Source organism: Erythrobacter aureus (assembly GCF_003355455.1).
Lineage (GTDB): Bacteria > Pseudomonadota > Alphaproteobacteria > Sphingomonadales > Sphingomonadaceae > Qipengyuania > Qipengyuania aurea.
On sequence record NZ_CP031357.1, the window covers coordinates 1,853,104 to 1,872,937 of the forward strand.

Annotated in this window: 15 protein-coding genes and 2 tRNA genes; 5 read left to right on the forward strand and 12 right to left on the reverse strand. The window is 63.1% G+C overall.

Going from position 1 to position 19,834, the window contains the following annotated elements:
* Positions 1–37: 37 nt before the first annotated feature.
* Positions 38–1,543: a DUF6504 family protein gene (locus tag DVR09_RS09060; protein ID WP_115417874.1), complete on the forward strand. Its 1,506-nt coding sequence runs from the start codon at positions 38–40 to the stop codon at positions 1,541–1,543.
* A gap of 43 nt (positions 1,544–1,586) precedes the next feature.
* Here DVR09_RS09060 and DVR09_RS09065 read toward each other — a convergent pair whose 3' ends face one another.
* Positions 1,587–2,309 (reverse strand): carbonic anhydrase, encoded by a 723-nt coding sequence (locus DVR09_RS09065; RefSeq protein WP_115416643.1) that lies wholly within the window; start codon positions 2,307–2,309, stop codon positions 1,587–1,589.
* 225 nt (positions 2,310–2,534) lie between these two features.
* On the opposite strand from DVR09_RS09065, the gene DVR09_RS09070 reads away from it, so the two are divergent.
* From DVR09_RS09070 to DVR09_RS09085, 4 genes are all read left to right on the forward strand, one after another.
* The gene (locus tag DVR09_RS09070) at positions 2,535–3,791 is read left to right on the forward strand and encodes a putative DNA modification/repair radical SAM protein (RefSeq protein ID WP_115416644.1); all 1,257 of its coding nucleotides are present in this window, start codon (positions 2,535–2,537) and stop codon (positions 3,789–3,791) included.
* Positions 3,788–5,266: a UdgX family uracil-DNA binding protein gene (locus DVR09_RS09075; RefSeq protein ID WP_234041385.1), complete on the forward strand. Its 1,479-nt coding sequence runs from the start codon at positions 3,788–3,790 to the stop codon at positions 5,264–5,266. The genes DVR09_RS09070 and DVR09_RS09075 overlap by 4 nt, the downstream gene beginning before the upstream one ends.
* 1 nt (position 5,267) lies before the next feature.
* Positions 5,268–8,966, forward strand: coding sequence for an error-prone DNA polymerase (locus DVR09_RS09080; protein ID WP_115416645.1), 3,699 nt, complete (start codon positions 5,268–5,270; stop codon positions 8,964–8,966).
* Positions 8,967–9,089: 123 nt separating this feature from the next.
* Positions 9,090–9,833, forward strand: coding sequence for an extensin-like domain-containing protein (locus DVR09_RS09085; protein WP_115416646.1), 744 nt, complete (start codon positions 9,090–9,092; stop codon positions 9,831–9,833).
* Here DVR09_RS09085 and DVR09_RS09090 read toward each other — a convergent pair.
* The 11 genes from DVR09_RS09090 to DVR09_RS09140 all read right to left on the reverse strand — a co-directional run bounded on the left by DVR09_RS09090 (position 9,830) and on the right by DVR09_RS09140 (position 19,803).
* Complete coding sequence (locus DVR09_RS09090) at positions 9,830–10,807, reverse strand: META domain-containing protein (protein WP_115416647.1); 978 nt, start codon at positions 10,805–10,807, stop codon at positions 9,830–9,832. The two genes, DVR09_RS09085 and DVR09_RS09090, sit on opposite strands and share 4 nt — an antisense overlap.
* Before the next feature lie 63 nt (positions 10,808–10,870).
* The gene (phoB, locus tag DVR09_RS09095; RefSeq protein ID WP_115416648.1) at positions 10,871–11,557 is read right to left on the reverse strand and encodes a phosphate regulon transcriptional regulator PhoB; all 687 of its coding nucleotides are present in this window, start codon (positions 11,555–11,557) and stop codon (positions 10,871–10,873) included.
* A 70-nt stretch (positions 11,558–11,627) separates the two neighbouring features.
* Positions 11,628–12,299, reverse strand: coding sequence for a phosphate signaling complex protein PhoU (gene phoU, locus DVR09_RS09100; protein WP_115417876.1), 672 nt, complete (start codon positions 12,297–12,299; stop codon positions 11,628–11,630).
* Between the two features lie 13 nt (positions 12,300–12,312).
* Entirely contained in the window at positions 12,313–13,059 is a 747-nt protein-coding gene (gene pstB, locus DVR09_RS09105) for a phosphate ABC transporter ATP-binding protein PstB (RefSeq protein ID WP_234041612.1), read from the reverse strand.
* A 38-nt stretch (positions 13,060–13,097) separates the two neighbouring features.
* A complete protein-coding gene (pstA, locus tag DVR09_RS09110) occupies positions 13,098–14,348 on the reverse strand; it encodes a phosphate ABC transporter permease PstA (RefSeq protein ID WP_115416650.1) in 1,251 nt (416 codons plus the stop codon).
* Entirely contained in the window at positions 14,341–15,726 is a 1,386-nt protein-coding gene (gene pstC, locus DVR09_RS09115; RefSeq protein ID WP_115416651.1) for a phosphate ABC transporter permease subunit PstC, read from the reverse strand. The genes pstA and pstC overlap by 8 nt, the downstream gene beginning before the upstream one ends.
* Positions 15,727–15,741: 15 nt before the next feature.
* On the reverse strand, positions 15,742–16,788 hold the full coding sequence (locus DVR09_RS09120; RefSeq protein ID WP_115416652.1) for a substrate-binding domain-containing protein: 1,047 nt from the start codon (positions 16,786–16,788) through the stop codon (positions 15,742–15,744).
* 88 nt (positions 16,789–16,876) lie between these two features.
* Positions 16,877–18,220, reverse strand: coding sequence for an OprO/OprP family phosphate-selective porin (locus DVR09_RS09125; protein WP_115416653.1), 1,344 nt, complete (start codon positions 18,218–18,220; stop codon positions 16,877–16,879).
* Positions 18,221–18,356: 136 nt separating this feature from the next.
* A complete protein-coding gene (locus tag DVR09_RS09130; protein WP_115416654.1) occupies positions 18,357–19,544 on the reverse strand; it encodes an ATP-binding protein in 1,188 nt (395 codons plus the stop codon).
* A 63-nt stretch (positions 19,545–19,607) separates the two neighbouring features.
* Positions 19,608–19,682: transfer RNA gene (locus DVR09_RS09135), tRNA-Glu, on the reverse strand.
* Between the two features lie 46 nt (positions 19,683–19,728).
* A tRNA-Glu gene (locus tag DVR09_RS09140) sits at positions 19,729–19,803 on the reverse strand.
* Between the last annotated feature and the right edge of the window lie 31 nt (positions 19,804–19,834).

The window sequence follows — 19,834 nt, forward strand, 5'->3', positions numbered from 1 at the left end:
CCGCCGTATCCTGTCGATCTGGCTTCCCGCGCTGGCGATGGATCGCTGGCAATTGGACAAGAGGAGGAAGGCAGAGACCGTTCGGGACGGGCCTTTAGTCCTGATTGCGGATCATGCGCATGGTCCACGGATCGAGGCAGTCAATCGCGCCGCGACTGCCGCTGGTGCGCGCAGGGGCATGATGCTTGCCGATGCGCGCGCATTGTGCCCCGCAATCGTCACCGCGCCTTCCGATCCGGCGGGCGATCTGACTTTCCTCGAAGATGTCGCCATATGGGCGCAGCGTTGGGGGCCTTGGTCTGCACTCGATGTACCCGATAGCCTGTTGGTCGATGTGACTGCGGTACCGCATCTGTTCGGTGGCGAGGAACGCCTGCTGGACGATGTGTACGAAGCTTTCGCCAGACGGCGGTTGACCATTCGTGCCGCCATCGCCCCGACTGCCGGAGCAGCCTGGGCCATGACCCATTTCGGCCCGGATAGGGCAATTGTGGAGCGGGGCGAGCCAATCGAGCGCGCCTTGGCCGACCTGCCCGTGGCCGCGCTGCGGCTCGATCAGGATGTGCTGACCGTTCTGCGCCGCCTCGGCCTCAAGCGCCTGGGCGAGATTGGCACCATTGGCCGCGATGCGATCCAGAGGCGTTTTCGCAATCGTAAATCGCCTGCCGCCAACCCTCTGATCCGGCTCGACCAATTGTTTGGCCGTGTACCCGAGCCGCTCTTGCCGGTGATCCCGCAACAAATGCCGCTGGTTCAGCGCCGTCTGGTCGAACCGATCCGGCATCGCGAATTGCTCGACCGGGTGGTTGCCGACCTTGCCGATGACATGGCACGCGAACTCGAGGGGCAGGGGCAGGGTGCGCGGCGGCTCGAACTGGGGCTGTGGCGCGTGGATGGCGAGCTGGTGGTTCGCCGCCTTGAAATGGCCGAGGCCACGCGCGATCCGGCGCATATCGTGCGGCTCTTCGCTGCCCGTCTCGACGATATAGATGCTGGCTTCGGGATCGAAATGCTGCGCCTGCGCGCCAACTGGGCCGAACCATTGGCGCTGGAGCAGGCCGATATCGAGGCGGCGACGGAAAACCGTGGAACCAGTCTTGCGGCCTGTATCGACAGGCTGACGGTACGGCTCGGTGCACAGGCGATCAACCGTCCGATACCGTTCGCCAGCCACATCCCCGAACGAGCGCAGCGTTGGCAGTCGCCGCTCGAACCCGAAGCGGCTTCGCAGGGGCAATTGGCCTTCCATGCGCGGCCGCTTTCGCTGCTCGACACTCCGGAGAAAATCGCGGTGCTTTATGCGACGCCCGATGGCTATCCGCAGCGTTTCCGCTGGCGTGGACAGGTCCATGAGGTCGCGCGGGTGGAAGGGCCTGAGCGGATCGCGCCCGAATGGTGGCGCGAATGGGGCAGGGCACGTCTACGCGACTATTACCGGATCGAGGACGAAGAAGGGCGGCGTTACTGGATTTACCGCCTGGGTATCATCGGCGACGGGCGCGGCGGTCCGCCCGACTGGTATCTGCAGGGGCTATACGCCTGACAGGCGAGTGCCACCCGACCGCCTGGGCCGGGTGGCAGAATACTTATTCCGGCGCGACCAGAAGGCGCGAGCCGAGCGGTTGTAGAGAGCGGGCGCTGGGACCGAGATTGGCTTCCATCGCGGCGATCTGTTCGGCGCTGGCGGTCATCGGCGCTTCGGCGACATGCCAGTTTACACCTTCGCTACACGGCGGCGTGGTAAGCGAGCCCATATAGCGATAGACGTCGAGCTCATCGGGGACCATATCGTTCACGTCGAAAGACACGGCAGTTCCCTTGCCCTTGCCGACACCGTCGACGATCGTGGTCAGCGCCGGGTTGGCCGCGCCCTCTTCGAACATTACGCCAAGCACGCCCAGTTCACCAGCCTTGGTGGCATGTACGAAATGTGCCACCAGCGGGTAGCGTTCGCCATCGACCGCATGTTCGGCAGGCGTATGGAAATGCACCTGAATGAGGTTGAATTCCTTGCCGCCCGAATTCATGCCGAGCCCGGCTGCGAAGTCGACCTGCACTTTTTCTTCGCCAAGAGCGATAGTGCCATTGGCATCGCCGAAATTGGTATCGAGTTGAACATCGCCGCGAGCATTGGGGGCGCCGAGGTCGATCGGCGACTGGTTGAGGCCAGCATCGCACAACGCATAGGCCGCGTTCACGCTGGCCCAGCGCTCGGGGCTGGTGCCGTCACCGAAATTCCAGTCCTTTTCCGCAGCGGCAAGAGGCGCGGTGGCGAAGCCGAGGATGGCAAGGGAAGCGAGATATTTCATTGCATACTCCAGACAGGCGACCTGGTGGCCGCGAGGTGTAGGTATGCCGACGATCACGTAAGAATTTGGTCAGGCCGTCGGCGTTACGTACGTCCGACATCACGAGCACATATGCACTCGCCAGAGGGGCCCGGTCCGTACATGCAGTATGCAGAAATCGACCAAAAGTTCCATCCTTTGTCATTTGACATTGGCGAAAGGCCGTGTGGAACATATAAGGAACAGATGGCTGCGCAATCCATCCTCCAGAAGCTTGAGATTCTCGCCGACGCCGCGAAATACGATGCCTCCTGCGCGTCTTCGGGCACGGCGAAGCGCAATTCGATGGGCGGCCCAAATGGACGTGGGGGGATCGGTTCGACCGAGGGGATGGGCATTTGCCACGCCTATGCGCCCGATGGACGCTGCATTTCATTGCTCAAAATCCTGCTGACCAACCACTGCGTGTTCGACTGCCATTACTGCGTGAACCGCAAGAGCTCGAATGTGGCTCGGGCGAGGTTCACGCCGCAGGAAGTGGTCGATCTCACACTCGCCTTCTACCGCCGCAACTATATCGAGGGGCTGTTCCTGTCCTCGGGCATCGTGAAAAGCTCGAACCATACGATGGAACAATTGGTAGAAGTTGCGCGCATCCTTCGGGAAGAGCACGATTTTCGCGGCTATATCCATTTGAAAACCATTCCCGAGGCGGATGCGGAGATGGTCCATCAGGCCGGTCTCTATGCCGACCGTGTGTCGATCAATGTCGAACTGCCGACCGACAGCGGCCTGACCCGCCTCGCGCCCGACAAGAACGCCGCGCAGATCGAAGGCGCTATGGGCAAAGTAAAGGCCGATCTCGTCGAGGCGAAGGATGCGCGGAAGCGTTTCAGGCATGCCCCCCGTTTCGCGCCCGCTGGCCAGTCGACGCAGATGATCGTCGGCGCCGATGCCGCGACCGACAGCGACATCGTCGGCAAGGCGAGCAGGCTCTACGACAGCTTCGGGCTGCGTCGGGTCTATTACAGCGCCTTCTCGCCCATTCCCGATGCCAGCGCGGTGCTGCCGCTGAAGCGCCCGCCGCTGATCCGCGAGCACCGGCTCTACCAGTCGGACTGGCTGATGCGCTTCTATGGCTACAAGCCGGCGGATGTGATGCAGGCGACCGAGCCGGACGGAAATCTGCCGCTCGATATCGATCCCAAGCTCGCCTGGGCGCTGAAGTTTCGCGGGGCATTCCCGGTCGATGTGAACCGCGCGTCTAAAGAGCAATTGCTGCGAGTTCCCGGCCTCGGCGTGAAGGCGGTGGGCAAGATCCTCGCCAGTCGTCGCCACCGTGCGTTGCGATTGGACGATGTGGCGCGTCTCACGCTGTCGATTACCAAGGTGCGACCCTTCATCTGCACCGTGGACTGGCGACCCGTGCTGCTGACCGACCGGGCCGATCTGCGCAGCCTGCTCGCGCCCAAGACCGAGCAGTTGGAGCTGTTTGCCGCATGATTGCGAAGCAGAATATGGGGCTCCAGCACGTCAAGCTCAGCAGCTATTACGTGGTGCACCTGCCCGAAGCGGACGACTTCGACTTCTGGCGCGAGCGCGCTCGTGTTCTTGTCCAGTGCGAGGTGCCGCCCGACCGGATCGCCTGGGTGGAACCGGGCGGCAGCGGCGACCTGTTTGCACATGGTGACCGGAACATGCCGGTTACTCCCGCCGATGCGCGACCCGTGCGCGCAAACCGGCGTTTCGTGAGCCTTGCGAGGAATGCGATCCTCCATTCCGACCCAGAACGTTTCGCGCTGCTCTATCGTCTGCTGTGGCGGCTGCAGGCCAATCCGCGCATGATGGAGGACAAAGCCGATACCGACGTGCGGCGGGTGGAAGACCTCGCCAAGAACGTCCGCCGCGACAGCCACAAGATGCATGCCTTTGTCCGCTTCCGCCTGGTCGAAAGCGAGGATGAGGGGTTGGGCGAGCACTATGTCGCCTGGTTCGAGCCCGAGCATCACATCCTGCGCGCCAATGCGGGCTTCTTCATGCGGCGTTTTTCCAACATGCGCTGGTCGATCCTGACCCCGCGCGGGAGCCTGCACTGGGACGGCAGCAGCATGTCCGAAGGCCCGCCTGCGCAGCGCAGCGATGCGCCGGGCGGCGATCCGATGGAGGACCTCTGGCGCAGCTATTACGCTGCGATCTTCAATCCCGCGCGGCTGAAAGTGGGCGCGATGCTGAAGGAGATGCCGAAGAAATACTGGAAGAACATGCCCGAAGCTGCTCTAATCCCTGAGCTTATCGCGGGCGCGCAGAATCGCGAGGCGGCGATGGTGGCGAAGGGCAAATCGGTTTTCTCCGGCGAATTCGAGAAGCGGCCCGACACGCTCGAGGCGATCGACAAGGCGATTCATGCCTGCCGCAAATGCCCGATCGGCGCGCTCGACAATCATGCGGTGATGGGCGAGGGGCCGCGCGATGCGGCGCTGATGATTGTCGGCGAGCAGCCGGGCGACCATGAGGACCAAGCGGGCCGTCCCTTCGTCGGGCCTGCCGGAAAGTTGCTCGATCAGCATCTTGATCGGGCCGGAATCGACCGCCGTTCGGCCTATGTGACGAATGCGGTGAAGCACTTCAAATATGTCCCCAAGATCGTTCGGGGCGGCAAACGGCGTCTGCACCAAAATCCGCAAGCGAAAGAGATCGACACCTGCCGCTGGTGGATCGAAGCGGAGCGCGCGATCGTGCAGCCGAAACTGGTGCTCGCCATGGGCGCCAGCGCGGCGCGCGGGCTGCTCGGCAGGACGGTGAGCATTTCGAAAGTGCGCGGGGTTCCGATCCCGCTGGAGGACGGCAGCGAGCTGTGGGTCACGGCGCACCCCTCCTACCTTCTACGCCTTGACGGCCCTGCGCGCGAGGAACAGGCGCGGTTGTTCGACGCCGACCTCGCGGCGGTGAAGGCAAGGTTGGGGGAGGTGGCAGGGTGAGATGCCCGACAACGACCTCCAGATTCCCAAGCGGACGATCGAACTCGATCCGGAAAGCATAGACGCGCCGCCGCGCAGCGCCTTCGTGGAACTCGGCGTTGCCTCCTGCTTCAGCTTCCTGCGCGGGGCGAGCGATGCGGTGGATCTCGTAATGCAGGCCCGCGCGCTCGGCTATGATGCCATCGGGATTGCCGATGCCAACACAATGGCCGGCGTCGTGCGCATCCATACCGAGGCGAAAACGCTTAAGTTGAAGCCGCTTATCGGCTGTAGGATAGAGATCGTCGAAGGGTTGGCCTTCCTCGCCTATCCGATCGACCGGGCGGCATATGGGCGGCTGTGCAGGCTCATCAGCGCAGGGCGCATGCAGACACTCGACGGAGAGTGGCAGGAGAAAGGGGCGTGCGACATCAGCCTCGCCATGCTCGCCGCACATGCCGGGGGTGTGCAACTGATCCTCCTGCCGCCGCGCGACCTGGGCACGAAGTTTGCGATTGAGGTCGAGAGCAACATAGTCCCTTTTCGTCACCCCGGACTTGATCCGGGGTCCCGCTCTTCTTCGAGCGCGACACCGGAAAAAGCGGGACCCCGGCTCGGGGGCCGGGGTGACGTTGAGAAGGTGGAGATGGAAGGCACCCTCTCCGAAATCCTCCCCAACCTCGCAGCCCAGCTCCCCACGCTCCGCCACATCGCCGCAAGCTATCTCTACACCGGCGACGACGTTGCGCGGATCGAGCGGCTCGATGCGCTGGCGAAGGCGAACGGCCTCTCCATCCTCGCCACCAACGACGTGCATTATGCGACGCCCGACAAGCGGCCGCTGCAGGACGTGATGACCGCGATCCGGCACAAGACCACGGTGGCGCATGCCGGGCACCTGCTCCACGGCAATGCTGAGCGCTATCTCAAGCCGCCCGAGGTGATGGTGAAGCTGTTCGAACGCTGGCCGCACGCCATCGCCGCTGCGCGCGCGGTGGCCGATGCCTGCGACTTCAGCCTGGACGAGCTGCAATATGAATATCCGGAGGAAATCTACCCCGACGGCCAGACTCCGCAGCAATTCCTCGAGAGCGAGACCTGGAAAGGCACGCAATGGCGTTATCCCGGTGGTCTGCCCGACAGTGTGCGCGCCACGCTGGAGCGCGAGCTGGCGCTGATCGGCAAGCTTGAGCTGGCGCGCTACTTCCTCACCATCAAGAACATCGTCGATTACGCACGCGGGGTCGATCCGCCGATCCTGTGCCAGGGGCGCGGCAGCGCGGCCAATTCGGCCGTGTGCTACTGTCTCGGCATCACCAGCGTCGACCCGGCCAAGCATGCGCTGCTGTTCGACCGCTTCATCTCCGAAGAGCGCAAGGAGCCGCCCGATATCGACGTCGATTTCGAGCATGAGCGGCGCGAGGAGGTGATCCAGTACATCTATCGCAGATACGGCCGCCACCGCGCCGGGCTATGCGCCACCGTGATCCACTATCGCCCGCGCATGGCGATCCGCGAGGTAGGCAAGGCGATGGGCCTGACCGAGGATGTCACCGCCGCGCTGGCCAAGACCGTCTGGGGCTGGTGGGGGCGTGAGATCAGCGACAAACATGCTGCCGAGACGGGCATGGACGTGCGCGATCCACACTTGCGACGTGTGCTCAAGCTGACCGAGCAAATGATCGGTATGCCGCGCCATTTATCGCAACATGTCGGCGGTTTCATCCTCACCGAAGGCGCGCTGACCGAGACCGTGCCGATCGGCAATGGCGCCATGCCCGAGCGCAGCTTCATCGAATGGGACAAGGACGATATCGAAGCGCTGGGCATCCTCAAGGTCGATGTTCTGGCGCTTGGCATGCTGACCTGCATCCGCAAGTGCCTCGACCTGCTTGAAGATCATCACAATCGCCCGCTGACGCTGGCCAGCGTCCCGCGCGAGGACCCGGAAACCTATGCCATGCTGCGCAAGGGCGATTCGCTCGGCGTGTTCCAGGTCGAAAGCCGGGCGCAGATGAACATGCTGCCGCGCCTGCGCCCGCGTGAATTCTACGATCTGGTGATCCAGGTTGCCATCGTGCGCCCGGGGCCGATCCAGGGTGATATGGTGCATCCCTATCTCAAACGCAGGCGCGGAGCGGAACAGGTGGCCATTCCCGCGCCATCGCCCGAGCATGGCCCGCCCGACGAACTGTCCAGCATCCTCGAGCGGACGCTGGGTGTGCCGATCTTCCAGGAGCAGGCGATGAAGATCGCGCTCGATGCGGCGAAGTTCTCCTCGCTCGAGGCGAACCGGCTGCGCAAGGCCATGGCGACCTTCCGCAGCCGCGGCATGGTCGACGAGTTGCAGGACATGATGGTCGAGCGCATGGTCCACCGGGGCTACGATCGCGACTTCGCGCAGCGCTGTTTCAACCAGATTCGCGGCTTCGGCGAATACGGCTTTCCCGAGAGCCACGCGGCGAGCTTCGCGCATCTCGTTTATGTGTCGAGCTGGCTCAAATGCCATTTCCCAGCCGCCTTCGCCTGCGCGCTGCTCAATTCGCAGCCGATGGGCTTCTACGCTCCGGCGCAGATCGTGCGCGATGCGCGAGAGCATGGCGTCACGGTGCTGCCTGCCGACGTCAATGGGTCGCAGTGGGACTGCACGCTGGAGGAATTACAACCGTCGAACACCCACCCCAACCCCTCCCTCAAGGGAGGGGTAGCGGAGCTTGGCGAGCCAGAGACGAGCCATAGCGAAGCGGGGTGGGTTCACAACGGTAGTGGGGAAGATAAAAGCCGCCTCGGCACCCAAATCGCCCTGCGCCTGGGCCTCGGACAGATCGACGGGCTGCCGGAAGCCGTGGCGGCACGGCTGATTGCCGAGCGCGAGGAACGGGGGCATTACGGCGACGTCATGGCGCTGCGGGACCGTGCCCGTCTCGCCCCGGCGCATATCGAGCGGCTCGCGAGCGCGGACTGCTTCGGGTCGCTACAGATGTCGCGCCGTCAGGCCCTGTGGGATGCGAGGAGCATCGTCGGCGGTCCGGATCTGCCGCTGTTCGCCGCAGCGGCGACGCGCGACGAAGGCGGCGAGGTTTCACCCACGCAGCTTCCGCAGATGCCATTGAGCGAGGAGGTCGTAGCGGATTACCAGACCACGCGCCTCAGCCTGAAAGCGCATCCGATGGCCTTTCTGCGTGCCAGCCTTGCCGAACGCGGCTTCGTGCGCGCTTGCGATCTGCGCAGTCGCAAATTCCGCTCCATGGTCCATGTCTCGGGCGTGGTACTGATCCGTCAGCGGCCAGGATCGGCGAAGGGCGTGTGCTTCATCACGCTGGAGGACGAGACCGGGGTCATCAACCTGGTCGTTTGGCCGGATCTCAAGGAAAAACAGCGCCGTGTCGTAATGGGGTCGCGCCTGATGGAAGTGCGCGGGCGGGTGGAATATGACGATGAAGTCATACACGTGATAGCGCATCATATGGAGGATGCGACGCACCAGCTATATCGCCTGTCGGATGATATGCTGGATGCACCTGTCGCGCGCGCCGATCACGTCACATCGCCCTTGCCCGACAAGTTCAATCCGCGCGACAACCTCAGGGAAGGGAGGGACGATCCCTACCGGCCTGTCGAACCATGGCAGGAACCTGCACCGGGCAATCGCGAATGCGGGTGGCATGGCGGGCACCCGCGCGATGTACGGATCATTCCCCCGAGCCGTGACTTTCATTAGGACGCGCCCGATGATCGATAGCGAAACGCCTGCCTTCCCGATGAACTGCGCCGCGGCCTGCAAAAGGGGCGGGCACAATGCTGGAGCTGCCAGTCCCGAAATTTCGGTGTTCGCATTTCTGCAATGACACGGCAGAAATCTGTGAAGCCGAGGCTATCGCGCCGCATCGGCAATTTCACCGGCGACAGGCGAGCGCTGCTGCTGCTCGTCACAATCGGCCTGCTATTGGCGGGGCGGGCGTGGCTGGCCGACCATCCCGAACACAATCCATGGGCACCGCTCGACCTGCGCGATCCGGTGGGCTGGGCAACCGAGACAAAGCTGCTCGCCCTGCGCGACGACGTGGCCGAATGCCGCGCCGTACTCGACCGCAGCGGAATCGCGCATGACGTGCTCGAACCGGCGGGCGAGGGAGCCTGCCGACGCGAAGACCGCATCAGGCTGAACAGCCTTCCTCTCTCGCCGCGAACCCCGCCTGTGACCTGCCCTGCATCGATTGCTCTGCTCTTGTGGGAACGAGACGTTTTGAATCCCTTGGCCGTGGACATTTTCGGATCGAAAATCTCCCGGATAGAGCATCTTGGAGCCTATTCCTGCCGTCGACTCTATGGCCGTGACACCGGTCCGTGGAGCGAGCATGCGAGTGCCAACGCCATCGACATCGCCGGGTTTGTTCTCGATAATGGTACGCGCATCAATGTGCTGCGGGACTGGCCGGGCGAGAGTGAGAAGGCGCGTTTTCTCCGTGTCGTGAGAGACGGCGCTTGCGAAAGCTTCGCAACGGTGCTGTCGCCAGACTACAATGCCGCGCATGCCGATCACTTCCACCTCGACATGAGCCCGCGCTGGCGGCGTGTCTGCCGCTAACGCGGCGAGGCGCAATCGACCTCTTTCGTTTCCGAATGATCCCCGGACTGCTCGATCGTCCGGCAGGGAGCACGGGAAAGGACCAGCCCGATCCGATCGGTCGACAGGAGAATCTCTTCCTTCCCGGCCCATTCGATCATCGGGCTGGCATGCAGGACACTCATGGCATCCCACTGGGTCGGCATATCGCCCGAACCGCGCTGCGGTTCGGAAAGCTCCGCGCAGGAGGCTGGGCTGGCGGGAATTGCCGGGCCGGACGTTTTCAGCAGCCGACCTTCTTCCGTGTAGCGATAGCCGAAATCATATTGCGGACAGCGTGTGTAACTGGCCGTCGTATCGGTAAGGATAACGCGACCCGGCACATCGGTCAGGCCGATACCCGCATGGCCATTGCCTTCCATATAGCGCGTCACGCCGATCAGCCGCCATTCGCCTGCGAGTTCTTCCGGGCGAGGGAGGAAGTCGAGCCGCCGCTCGTCGGGGCGCTGGAGCAGCAGTTCCTTTCCGTCTGCGCGAAGCAGTATCTTGCCGTCCGCCAGGCGTTCGACGCTCGGCGATTTTCCGAAGAAAGAGAACAGGGCTGTGTCACGCGCCTCGCGAACCGCGCCGCACCCCATTTCGGTCTGAAACGCGGCGCCGGGTTCGGGCCGAAACCGGCCATCGACGACGAAACCCGCTGCGCCGGAATAATTACACTCGATCCGCAACGCGACACCGCGATCGGTGAAATCGGCAAAGGCGACCCGCGTCGGTCCGTTCAAGCGGGCAGGCTGGTAGCCATCGAAGCGTACGATATCCCATTTGCCCTCGATTTCCCGGCTGTCGGTGACCGGAGCAGTTGCCGGAGCCGCGCTACCCTCTGCGGCGGGCAGATCGCCTTCTTCGGCTTCCCCCTTTTGGACCGCCGGGATGCAAGCGAAGACCAGGGCCGTGGAACAACAGGCCAGCAAGGCGGCAATGGGTCTTTCCAGCATTGGCATTCTCCCAAGAGGAAGAACGCTAGCGTGACGTGTCTGTTTCCTGGCTGAACGGCCGGATCAGGCTTCGAGCGAATAGCCGGCACTGCGCACGGTGCGTACCGGGTCCTTGGCGCCTTCGATCTCGATCGCCTTGCGCAGGCGGCGGATATGGACGTCGACCGTGCGGAGTTCGATTTCGCTTTCGGTACCCCAGACACCGTCGAGGAGCTGCCCGCGGCTGAAGACGCGCCCCGGACTCTCCATGAAAAACTTGAGCAAGCGGTACTCTGTCGGGCCGAGTTGAAGGGTGCGGCCCCGCCGCGTCACCTTGTGCGCCACCGGGTCCAGCGTGATATCGCCGACCTCGATGCTCTCCCCCGCCAGCGCCGGGCGGATGCGGCGCATGACCGCGGCCACGCGGGCAAGCAGTTCGCGCGGGCTGAACGGCTTGGTCAGATAATCGTCCGCCCCCGTATCGAGGCCGCGCACCCGGTCGTCTTCCGCCTCGCGGGCGGTGAGCATGATGATCGGAACGTGCGCGGTATCCTTGTCGCGGCGCAGTCGGCGACACACTTCGATGCCGCTGGTCCCTTCGATCATCCAGTCGAGGATGACGAGGTCGGGCACGTCTTCGCAAGCCAGCAACAGAGCCTCGTCGCCATCCGAGGTCGTGCGAACCTGATAACCTTCGTTGGAGAAGCGATATTCGAGCAGTTCGGAGAGGGCGGGATCGTCCTCTACCAGAAGCAGTTTGGCCGCGTGCAAATCTTTGCCTTTCCGGGAATTCTCAGTCTCGGTCGGCAAAGCTTTATGACCCCCGCGCTACAGTTTTGTGTCAGCCGTCTTCGTCGGGCGGATAATTGCCCGTCGCCGCAAAGTGCACCATTTCGGCAACATTCGTGGCATGATCGCCGACACGTTCGAGATTGCGCGCGATGAACAGCATCTGCGCCGCGCTCGAAATGGTGGAAGGGTTTTCGACCATGTGGCTGACGAGATTGCGAAAAATCGAATTGTAGAAGGCATCGACCTTCTCATCGGCCGCGATCACCTCGCGGGCCAGCTCGGCATCGCGGGCGGCGTAAGCGGTCAGCACGTCGTGGACCATTTCGGCGGCGACTTCCGCCATGGCGGGAAGCAGTGTGAGCGGTTCGAACTGCTTGCGGTTGCCGCCGATCTGCTTGCTCGCCTTGGCGATGTTCTTCGAATAATCGCCGATGCGCTCCACCACGCCGGCGATCTTGAGGGCGGCGATCACTTCGCGAAGATCGTCGGCCATGGGGGCGCGCAGCGCGATGATGCGCACGGCAAGCTTGTCGACCTCGCTTTCGAGCGCGTCGATCTTCTTGTCGCCTTTGACGACCTTGTCCGCCAGCTCATCGTCGCCCTTGACCAGCGCTTCGAGCGATTGGGCGACCGCCGCTTCGGCCAATCCGCCCATTTCGGCGATCAGGCCGCGCAGGCGGGTGATGTCTTCATCGAAGGCCTTTACTGTGTGTTCTTGCATGGAATTCATGGCCTTATCCGTAGCGACCCGTGATGTAATCCTGGGTGCGCTTTTCGTGCGGATTGGTGAATATGTCAGATGTGCGGCCGTATTCCACCATTTTTCCGAGGTGGAAGAAGGCGGTACGCTGGCTGACGCGGGCGGCCTGCTGCATCGAGTGGGTCACGATTACGATAGCATAACGGCCGTTGAGTTCCGCGATAAGTTCCTCGATCTTCGCGGTGGCGATCGGATCGAGCGCCGAACAAGGCTCGTCCATCAGAATGACTTCGGGATCGACCGCAATGGCGCGGGCGATACACAATCGCTGCTGCTGGCCGCCGGACAGCGCCGTACCGCTGTCCTGGAGACGGTCCTTTACCTCTTCCCACAATCCGGCGCGCTTGAGCGATTTCTCGACGATGGCATCGAGTTCGTCCTTGCCTTCGGCCAGACCGTGAATCTTGGGGCCGTAGGCGATGTTCTCATAGATCGATTTGGGAAAGGGGTTGGGCTTCTGGAAAACCATGCCGACTCGCGCGCGAAGCTGCACGACATCCATTCCGGAGCGGTAGATATCCTGGCCATCGAGTTCGATCATCCCCTCGACCCGGGCGGTGGGAATGGTGTCGTTCATGCGGTTGAGAGTGCGCAGGAAGGTGGACTTGCCGCAACCGGACGGACCGATGAAGGCGGTCACGTATTCGGTCGGGATGTCTATCGAAACCGAATCGATCGCCTTCTTGTCGCCATAGAAAACGGAGACATCGGTGGCGCTCATCTTGGCTTCGGTGGGCTCGAGGTTGTCGTGGACTACGGTCACCAGGTTTTCTCGAATTTGTTACGCAGGTAGATGGCGAGCCCGTTCATCACGAGCAGGAACAGCAATAGCACGATGATCGCCGCGCTGGTGCGTTCCACGAAACCGCGGTCGATTTCGTCCGACCACAGAAAGATCTGCATGGGCAGGACGGTCGCGGGAGAGGTAAAGCCATCGGGCGGGGTGGCGACAAAGGCGCGCATGCCGATCATCAACAGCGGCGCGGTCTCGCCGAGAGCGCGAGCCATGCCGATGATCGTGCCCGTGAGAATGCCCGGCAAGGCAAGCGGCAGGACATGGTGGAACACGACCTGGACGGGCGAGGCACCCACTGCCAGCGCGCCATCGCGAATGCTCGGCGGGACGGCCTTGATGGCGTTGCGACCCGAAATCACGATGACCGGCATGGTCATCAGGGCGAGCGTCATACCGCCGATCACCGGCGCCGACCGCAAATTGGGGAACAGCGTCAGGAATACGGCGAGCCCCAGCAGGCCGAAAATGATCGACGGAACGGCGGCCAGATTGTTGATCGACAGCTCGATGAAGTCGGTCCACCTGTTCTTGGGCGCATATTCTTCGAGATAGAGTGCCGCGAGAACGCCGATCGGGAAGGCAAGCAGGAGGGTGACGACCATCGTCAGCATGGAGCCCTTGAGCGCCCCCCAGATACCGACCTGCTGCGGGTTTGTCGCATCCGAGCGGGTGAGGAAGCCGACATCGAAGTTCTTCTCGATCTGCCCTTCTTGCGCCAGTTGCGCCGCGAGCGCCTGCATGTCCTGCGAGCCTTCCCCTTCATACCCCGAAGCGAGATTTGCCGATGCCGGCAGGGAGAAGGTGATCTCTTCGCGCAGGATCGCCGGATCGGCGATGATCGCCGCGGCGACATCGCGCCAGGCCTGAGCGCCGAGTTCTTCAGCGCCTTCCTCGCCCAGATGCTCTTCCGCGAAATACTGGACCACGTCGCGCAGGCCCTGTGCTTCGAGCGAGGCGAGAGCGCCCGGCTGTTCCATCGCGGCCGGGTCGGCGGCGATGCCGGCTTCGGCGAAATCGACCGGGACCTGCAGTTCCACGCGCTGGAACCCGCCAATCCCGTTGAAAGTCATCGTCGCGAGCAGGAGTATGAGCACGGCGATCGAGAACAGGATCGCCGACAGGCCGATAGCTTTGAACCGGCGCTCGGCAGCGTAGCGTTTCTTGAGACGCGCCTCGAAGGCGGGCGTGCGGGTAGGGGCGACACGCTCAGTCATATGCTTCGCGATACCTTTTGACCACGCTGAGCGCGATGAAGTTGAGGCCGAGGGTGACGAGGAACAGAACAAAGCCGAGGGCAAAGGCGCTGAGCGTGGCAGGGTGGTCGAAGCTCCCTTCGCCGGTCAGCATCTTGACGATCTGGACGGTCACGGTCGTCATTCTGTCGAGCGGGTTGGCCGACAGGTTGGCGGCCGTCGATGCCGCCATCACCACGATCATGGTTTCCCCGATCGCGCGGCTGATGGCCAGCATGATCCCGGCCACGATGCCGGGCAGGGCAGCCGGAACCAAGACCCGGCGGATCGTCTCGCTGGTCGTGGCGCCCATGGCGAGGCTGCCGTCGCGCATCGCCTGCGGAACGGCCGTGATGCTGTCGTCGGCCATCGAGGACACGAAGGGAATGATCATCACACCCATGACCAGACCGGCGGCGAGCGCGCTCTCGGTCGAAGGGTTCGTCACGCCGAGCTTCAGGGCGATATCGCGAATGGCCGGTGCGATCGTCAGAGCTGCGAAATATCCGTAAACGACCGTCGGCACGCCCGCGAGAATCTCGAGCGCCGGCTTGATCCATTTGCGCAGCCGGGGGTTGGCATATTGCGTGAGGTAGATCGCGCTCATAAGGCCGAGCGGGATGGCGACGATCATCGCGATGATCGCGCCGATGAACAGCGTGCCCCAGAACAAAGGCACCGCGCCATAGCGGGACGGATCGGGATTGTCGGGGTTGGCCATGGGGTCGGGACCCCAATGGGTGCCGAAAAGGAAATCGATCGGCGAGACCATGCCGAAGAACCGGACGGTCTCGAAAATGAGGCTGGCAAGGATGCCGATAGTGGTCAGGATCGCCACCAGCGAAGCGCCCAACAGGATCGACATGACGATCCGCTCGACCTTGGTGCGGGCTGCGAAATCCGGCCGCAGACGCAGAAAGGCGTAGGCACCGCCGAGAAACGCGATCAGCACCGTCACCGCGATCCCGATCAGGTTGTAATGCGACAGCGCATCGCGATAGGGTTCGACAAGCGCGGCAGCCTGGGGATTGAACACGGCAGGCGCCGCCCCCGTCGCGACCGCGCGGGCCTCGTTGAGGATCGTCTGGCGTTCGAAGCCGAACACGGGAAGGTCGGCCGCCGCGGGATCGGCCAGGACCGACTGGCTGACGAGACCCGGGGCTATCGCACCCCAGAGCGCCACGAATGCCAGTACCGGAAGGACGATCCACAGCGCGACATACCACGCGTGGTAGGTAGGCAGGCTGGCGAGCCTGCCATCGGCGCTTTCACGCCGAAAGGTCCATGCACGTGCACGAGCCGCCAACCATCCGGCGAGCCCGAGCCCGAGGGCCAGGAGGAGCAAGATGGCTGGCGACATGCGTTACATTCAACCTTACTTGAGCTGGGCGCCGTCGAGCGTCGTGAACTCGGTGGCCGCTTTCTGGTTGGCCGCCATAACGTCATCGGGCGAAGCCACAAGACCGATCTTTGCCAGATCGCCATCCTTTGCCCACATCTTGGTCCACTGGGCGAGATATTCCTTGAGCCCGGGGATCGCGTCGAGATGAGCCTTCTTCACATAGACGTAGAGCGGACGCGCGCCGGGATATTCGAAGCTCGAAATGTTCTCGTAAGTCGGGGCGACACCATTCATGTTGAGGCCCTGAACCTTGTCCGCGTTCTCTTCGAGATAGCTGTAGCCGAAGACGCCAACCGCGTTGGGATTGCCTTCGATCTTCTGGACGATGAGATTGTCCTGCTCGCCCTGGTCGACATAGGCACCGTCCGAACGCACTTCGGTACAGAGCTGGTCGTAGCGGTCTTCGTCGGTCTCTTTCAGAGCCTTCATGTCCGCGTTGGTCTTGCACCCGGCCTCGAGAACAAGTTCCTTAAGCGCATCGCGCGTGCCCGAGGTGGAGGGCGGGCCGTAGACCAGGATCGGCTGATCCGGCAGCGAAGGATCGACGTCGGACCAGGTCTTGGTGGTCTGTTCGCCGCCATAGGGGGATGCGGCCAGCGCTTCGTAGACCTGCTGCGGGGTCAGGTCCATGGTGATCCCGCCCTGGGCCGAAGCGAAGGCGATACCATCGAGACCGACCTGCAGTTCGATCACATCGGTCACGCCATTGGCCTGGCAGTCGGCGAATTCGCTGGCCTTCATGCGGCGCGACGCATTGGTCATGTCGGGCGTATCGGCGCCGACGCCGGAGCAGAACAGCTTCATGCCGCCGCCCGTGCCGGTCGATTCGATGATCGGCGAGCGGAATTCGGGGTTGGAGCGCACGAAGGCTTCCGAAACCGCCTTGGCAAAGGGGAAAACGGTCGAGGAACCGACCGCGCGGATCGAATCGCGCGAAGCGGAGTCGCCACCGCTGCCACCGCAGGCGGCGAGGGCGGCAGCGGAAACCGCGGCGAATATGATGGATTTGGTCTTTGTCATGGGTAGCCCCTTGGGTTGATAGCTAGCGGCGCCAAAGCGCCTCAATGTTACAGCGTTGCGACAATCGTTTGACTGGCCTTTTCGCGGGTCAGAAATCGACCTGCGCGCGCAGACCAACGGCGTCCACACCGTAAGAGGTGTCGCCATTGGCGGTCGGCAGAACGGCATCGGTATATTGCAGCCGGCCGTAGTTGACCATGAAGGCCGTATAATCCGTGGGCTTCCAGATCAGCGAGGCCAGATAACCGGCCTGCTGACCGCCCAGAATGCCGGCATCGTTCAAATCCAGGTGATCGTAGCGCAGGTTCAGCTGGAGCGAGCCGAAACCGCCTTCTCCGACCGGGTTGCTGGGTTTGGTACGGTCGAACTTGCCTGCCTTGTAACCGCGCCTGTCGTCGGTGAGGAAAACGCCCGCTTCGAAATAGGCACCGAAGAAGGTCGGGTCCATCGCCGCGCCGGGCATGTCGACCTTCTGCCAGTAGCCTTCCGCAGCGGCATGGAACCGTCCGGCGATCGCGGCGCCCTCAAGCCCGAATCCGGTCTCGCTCTTCGCGCCGAGTCGGCCGGTATTGACGAACCGTTCCGACGTGAAGTGAACCAGGGGACGTTGGCGATAGCGCACGGTGGCTGCGGGATCGTCGATGTCGTTGTAATGGAACGAGCCCCCGAAATGGAGCTGCGCTTCGCCCGATTTCGGCATGAAGACCAGACGGGCATCGACGCCGCGATTCTTGCTCGAAGTGTCGTCGAAATTGTCGGTGAAGACACCGGCCTGTGCCAGGATCGCGCCTTTCGAATAGGTCGCCGATGCACCGATACGGCGTTCGAAGCCGAAAGCGTCGGTGAAGGCGGCGCGCTCGATGAAGGTTGTGTGGAGGCTGCTGGTCAGCTCTTCCAGCGACTGGAAGTTGTTGTGATGGCCGATCGCGATTTCGAGCGGGCCGTCCTCGTAAGTCAGGATGGCGTCGGCCATCTCAACCTCGTTCCCGGCGAAATCGACTTCGACCTTGTAACCGAAGCCGCCCGGGATATCGCCCGAGGCGCCGAGACGGGCACGGCGCACTTCGTTGCCGAAACCATCGCTGGCGCCAGTCGATTCCGGGGCATTGGTCCAGCCGGCATCGTACATCAGGCGGCCGCGCGGCTTGAAACTCCAGCCATCCCCCTTTTCGAGCGTGGCGACAGCCGTCTCGGGCTTCGCCGCGGCGGCTGCGGTATTGGCCGCGATCGTTGCGTCCTGCGCCTCATTCGCAGCCCTGGCGGCCGCCAATTCGTTTTCGAGCTGGTCGATCCGCGCGTTCATCGCGGAAAGCTGGGCGCGCATCTGGGCCAGTTCGTCGGTCGAGACAGTTACGTCCTGGGCGAACAGCGGGGTGGCCATGGTGCAGCAGAGCGCCGCAGCCGCCAAGGACAGGCGGTAAGTACGGGTCATCGGGACGAATCCTTTGAACGGGAAATTACGGTGCGACGACGCCTCTATGACCGCTAAATTACATTTCGATGACAGGTTGCAGGCAAGCGTATGTACCGGCGCGATGCGCTGCGGGGCTTTGCAACGGGGTGTAAGGTCAGACAGTCTCGTCGGCTTTTTCGATCGGCAGGGTGACAGTGACCCTCGTGCCTTCGCCAGGCGTGCTGTCGATGTCGAGTCTGCCACGATGCCGCTCCACGATATGCTTGACGATCGCAAGGCCCAGCCCGGTTCCCCCCGATGCCCGGCTGCGACCCGGATCGGTACGGTAAAAGCGACGGGTGAGGTGGGGAATATGTTCGGGCGATATGCCGTCGCCGCGGTCGGTGACGGTCAGGCGCACACGGCTGTCACCTCTCGGATGCAAACGCACGGTGACCCGCTCGCCCGGACTCCCGTATTTGAACGCGTTGTCGACGAGGTTGCGGACGAGTTGTTCGAGCTGTTGCCGGTCACCGAGCACCTCGAATGCCTGCGCAGTCTCGAAATCGAGCAATGGCGCCCGCTCGCCGCTCGCCGCATCGTGAGCGGCGCGTTCCACCAGCTTGGAGAGGTCGAGTGTCTTGCTGGGGAGGTCGTGCTTCTCGGCTTCGATTCGCGACAGAGACATGAGATCGCTGACAAGATCCTGCAGCCGCTTGGCTTCGCGCTGGATAGTACCGAGAAATTTGTCGGCCATTCGGGGGTCGAGCCGGTCCACATCTTCGCGCAGCGTCTCGACATAACCGATGATCGAAGCAAGCGGCGTGCGCAGTTCGTGGCTGGCATTGGCAACGAAATCGGTATGCGCGCGGGCAATGTCGGCTTCGGCGGTCTTGTTGACGAATTCGATGACGGCAAGGCCTCCCGGAAGGCTTTTGCGGTTGATCCGCCAGATGTCCGTGCGCCGTGCCAGCCCGCGCACGACCGCTCCGCCATCGGCCTTGCGTGCCAGCAGCCGGATGGCTTCGGGCTGGCGCAGCGCCATACGTACGTCCTGTCCGACGATGTGCCCGCCGAGCAGTTTGCGCGCTGCTAGATTGGCCACGATCACCCGATCGCGTTCGGTGATTACGACCGGCGTTTCGGAGTGCTCGAACAGGTCCGCCATATTGTCGCGGGTGAAAGCGGGGCCGGTGGCAACGGGTTTGTTCTCGGGCGGTCGAGCCGAGACCAGATGGAGAGATCCCGTCCAGACGAGGAAGAGAACCCCCACATAGACCAGGTCGACACCGAGAATCGCAAGAAAGATGCAGGCGACAACCGCCACTGCGAATCCGGGCCAGGGGAAGCTTCGCTCGCTCATTGCCGCGCGCCTTACCCGTGCCCGGCAAGGGGCGCTACCCGCTTTTCCGAAGATGTGGGGAGATGGTGACCCGTACGGGAATCGAACCCGTGTTTCAGCCGTGAAAGGGCCGCGTCCTAACCGCTAGACGAACGGGCCACATATGTGGCGCTTTGCGCGGATTGCAGATGCAATACCGCCACCGTGGTGACCCGTACGGGAATCGAACCCGTGTTTCAGCCGTGAAAGGGCCGCGTCCTAACCGCTAGACGAACGGGCCACACCCGCGTTGCGGGTCGGTGGCGTGGCGG

Coding starts and splice junctions, on each gene's coding strand:
- DVR09_RS09060 (WP_115417874.1), top strand. CDS start 38: ATGGATCGCTGGCAATTGGACAAGAGGAGGAAGGCAGAGACCGTTCGG.
- DVR09_RS09065 (WP_115416643.1), bottom strand. CDS start 2,309: ATGAAATATCTCGCTTCCCTTGCCATCCTCGGCTTCGCCACCGCGCCT.
- DVR09_RS09070 (WP_115416644.1), top strand. CDS start 2,535: ATGGCTGCGCAATCCATCCTCCAGAAGCTTGAGATTCTCGCCGACGCC.
- DVR09_RS09075 (WP_234041385.1), top strand. CDS start 3,788: ATGATTGCGAAGCAGAATATGGGGCTCCAGCACGTCAAGCTCAGCAGC.
- DVR09_RS09080 (WP_115416645.1), top strand. CDS start 5,268: ATGCCCGACAACGACCTCCAGATTCCCAAGCGGACGATCGAACTCGAT.
- DVR09_RS09085 (WP_115416646.1), top strand. CDS start 9,090: ATGACACGGCAGAAATCTGTGAAGCCGAGGCTATCGCGCCGCATCGGC.
- DVR09_RS09090 (WP_115416647.1), bottom strand. CDS start 10,807: ATGCTGGAAAGACCCATTGCCGCCTTGCTGGCCTGTTGTTCCACGGCC.
- phoU (WP_115417876.1), bottom strand. CDS start 12,299: ATGCAAGAACACACAGTAAAGGCCTTCGATGAAGACATCACCCGCCTG.
- pstB (WP_234041612.1), bottom strand. CDS start 13,059: ATGAGCGCCACCGATGTCTCCGTTTTCTATGGCGACAAGAAGGCGATC.
- pstA (WP_115416650.1), bottom strand. CDS start 14,348: ATGACTGAGCGTGTCGCCCCTACCCGCACGCCCGCCTTCGAGGCGCGT.
- pstC (WP_115416651.1), bottom strand. CDS start 15,726: ATGTCGCCAGCCATCTTGCTCCTCCTGGCCCTCGGGCTCGGGCTCGCC.
- DVR09_RS09120 (WP_115416652.1), bottom strand. CDS start 16,788: ATGACAAAGACCAAATCCATCATATTCGCCGCGGTTTCCGCTGCCGCC.
- DVR09_RS09125 (WP_115416653.1), bottom strand. CDS start 18,220: ATGACCCGTACTTACCGCCTGTCCTTGGCGGCTGCGGCGCTCTGCTGC.
- DVR09_RS09130 (WP_115416654.1), bottom strand. CDS start 19,544: ATGAGCGAGCGAAGCTTCCCCTGGCCCGGATTCGCAGTGGCGGTTGTC.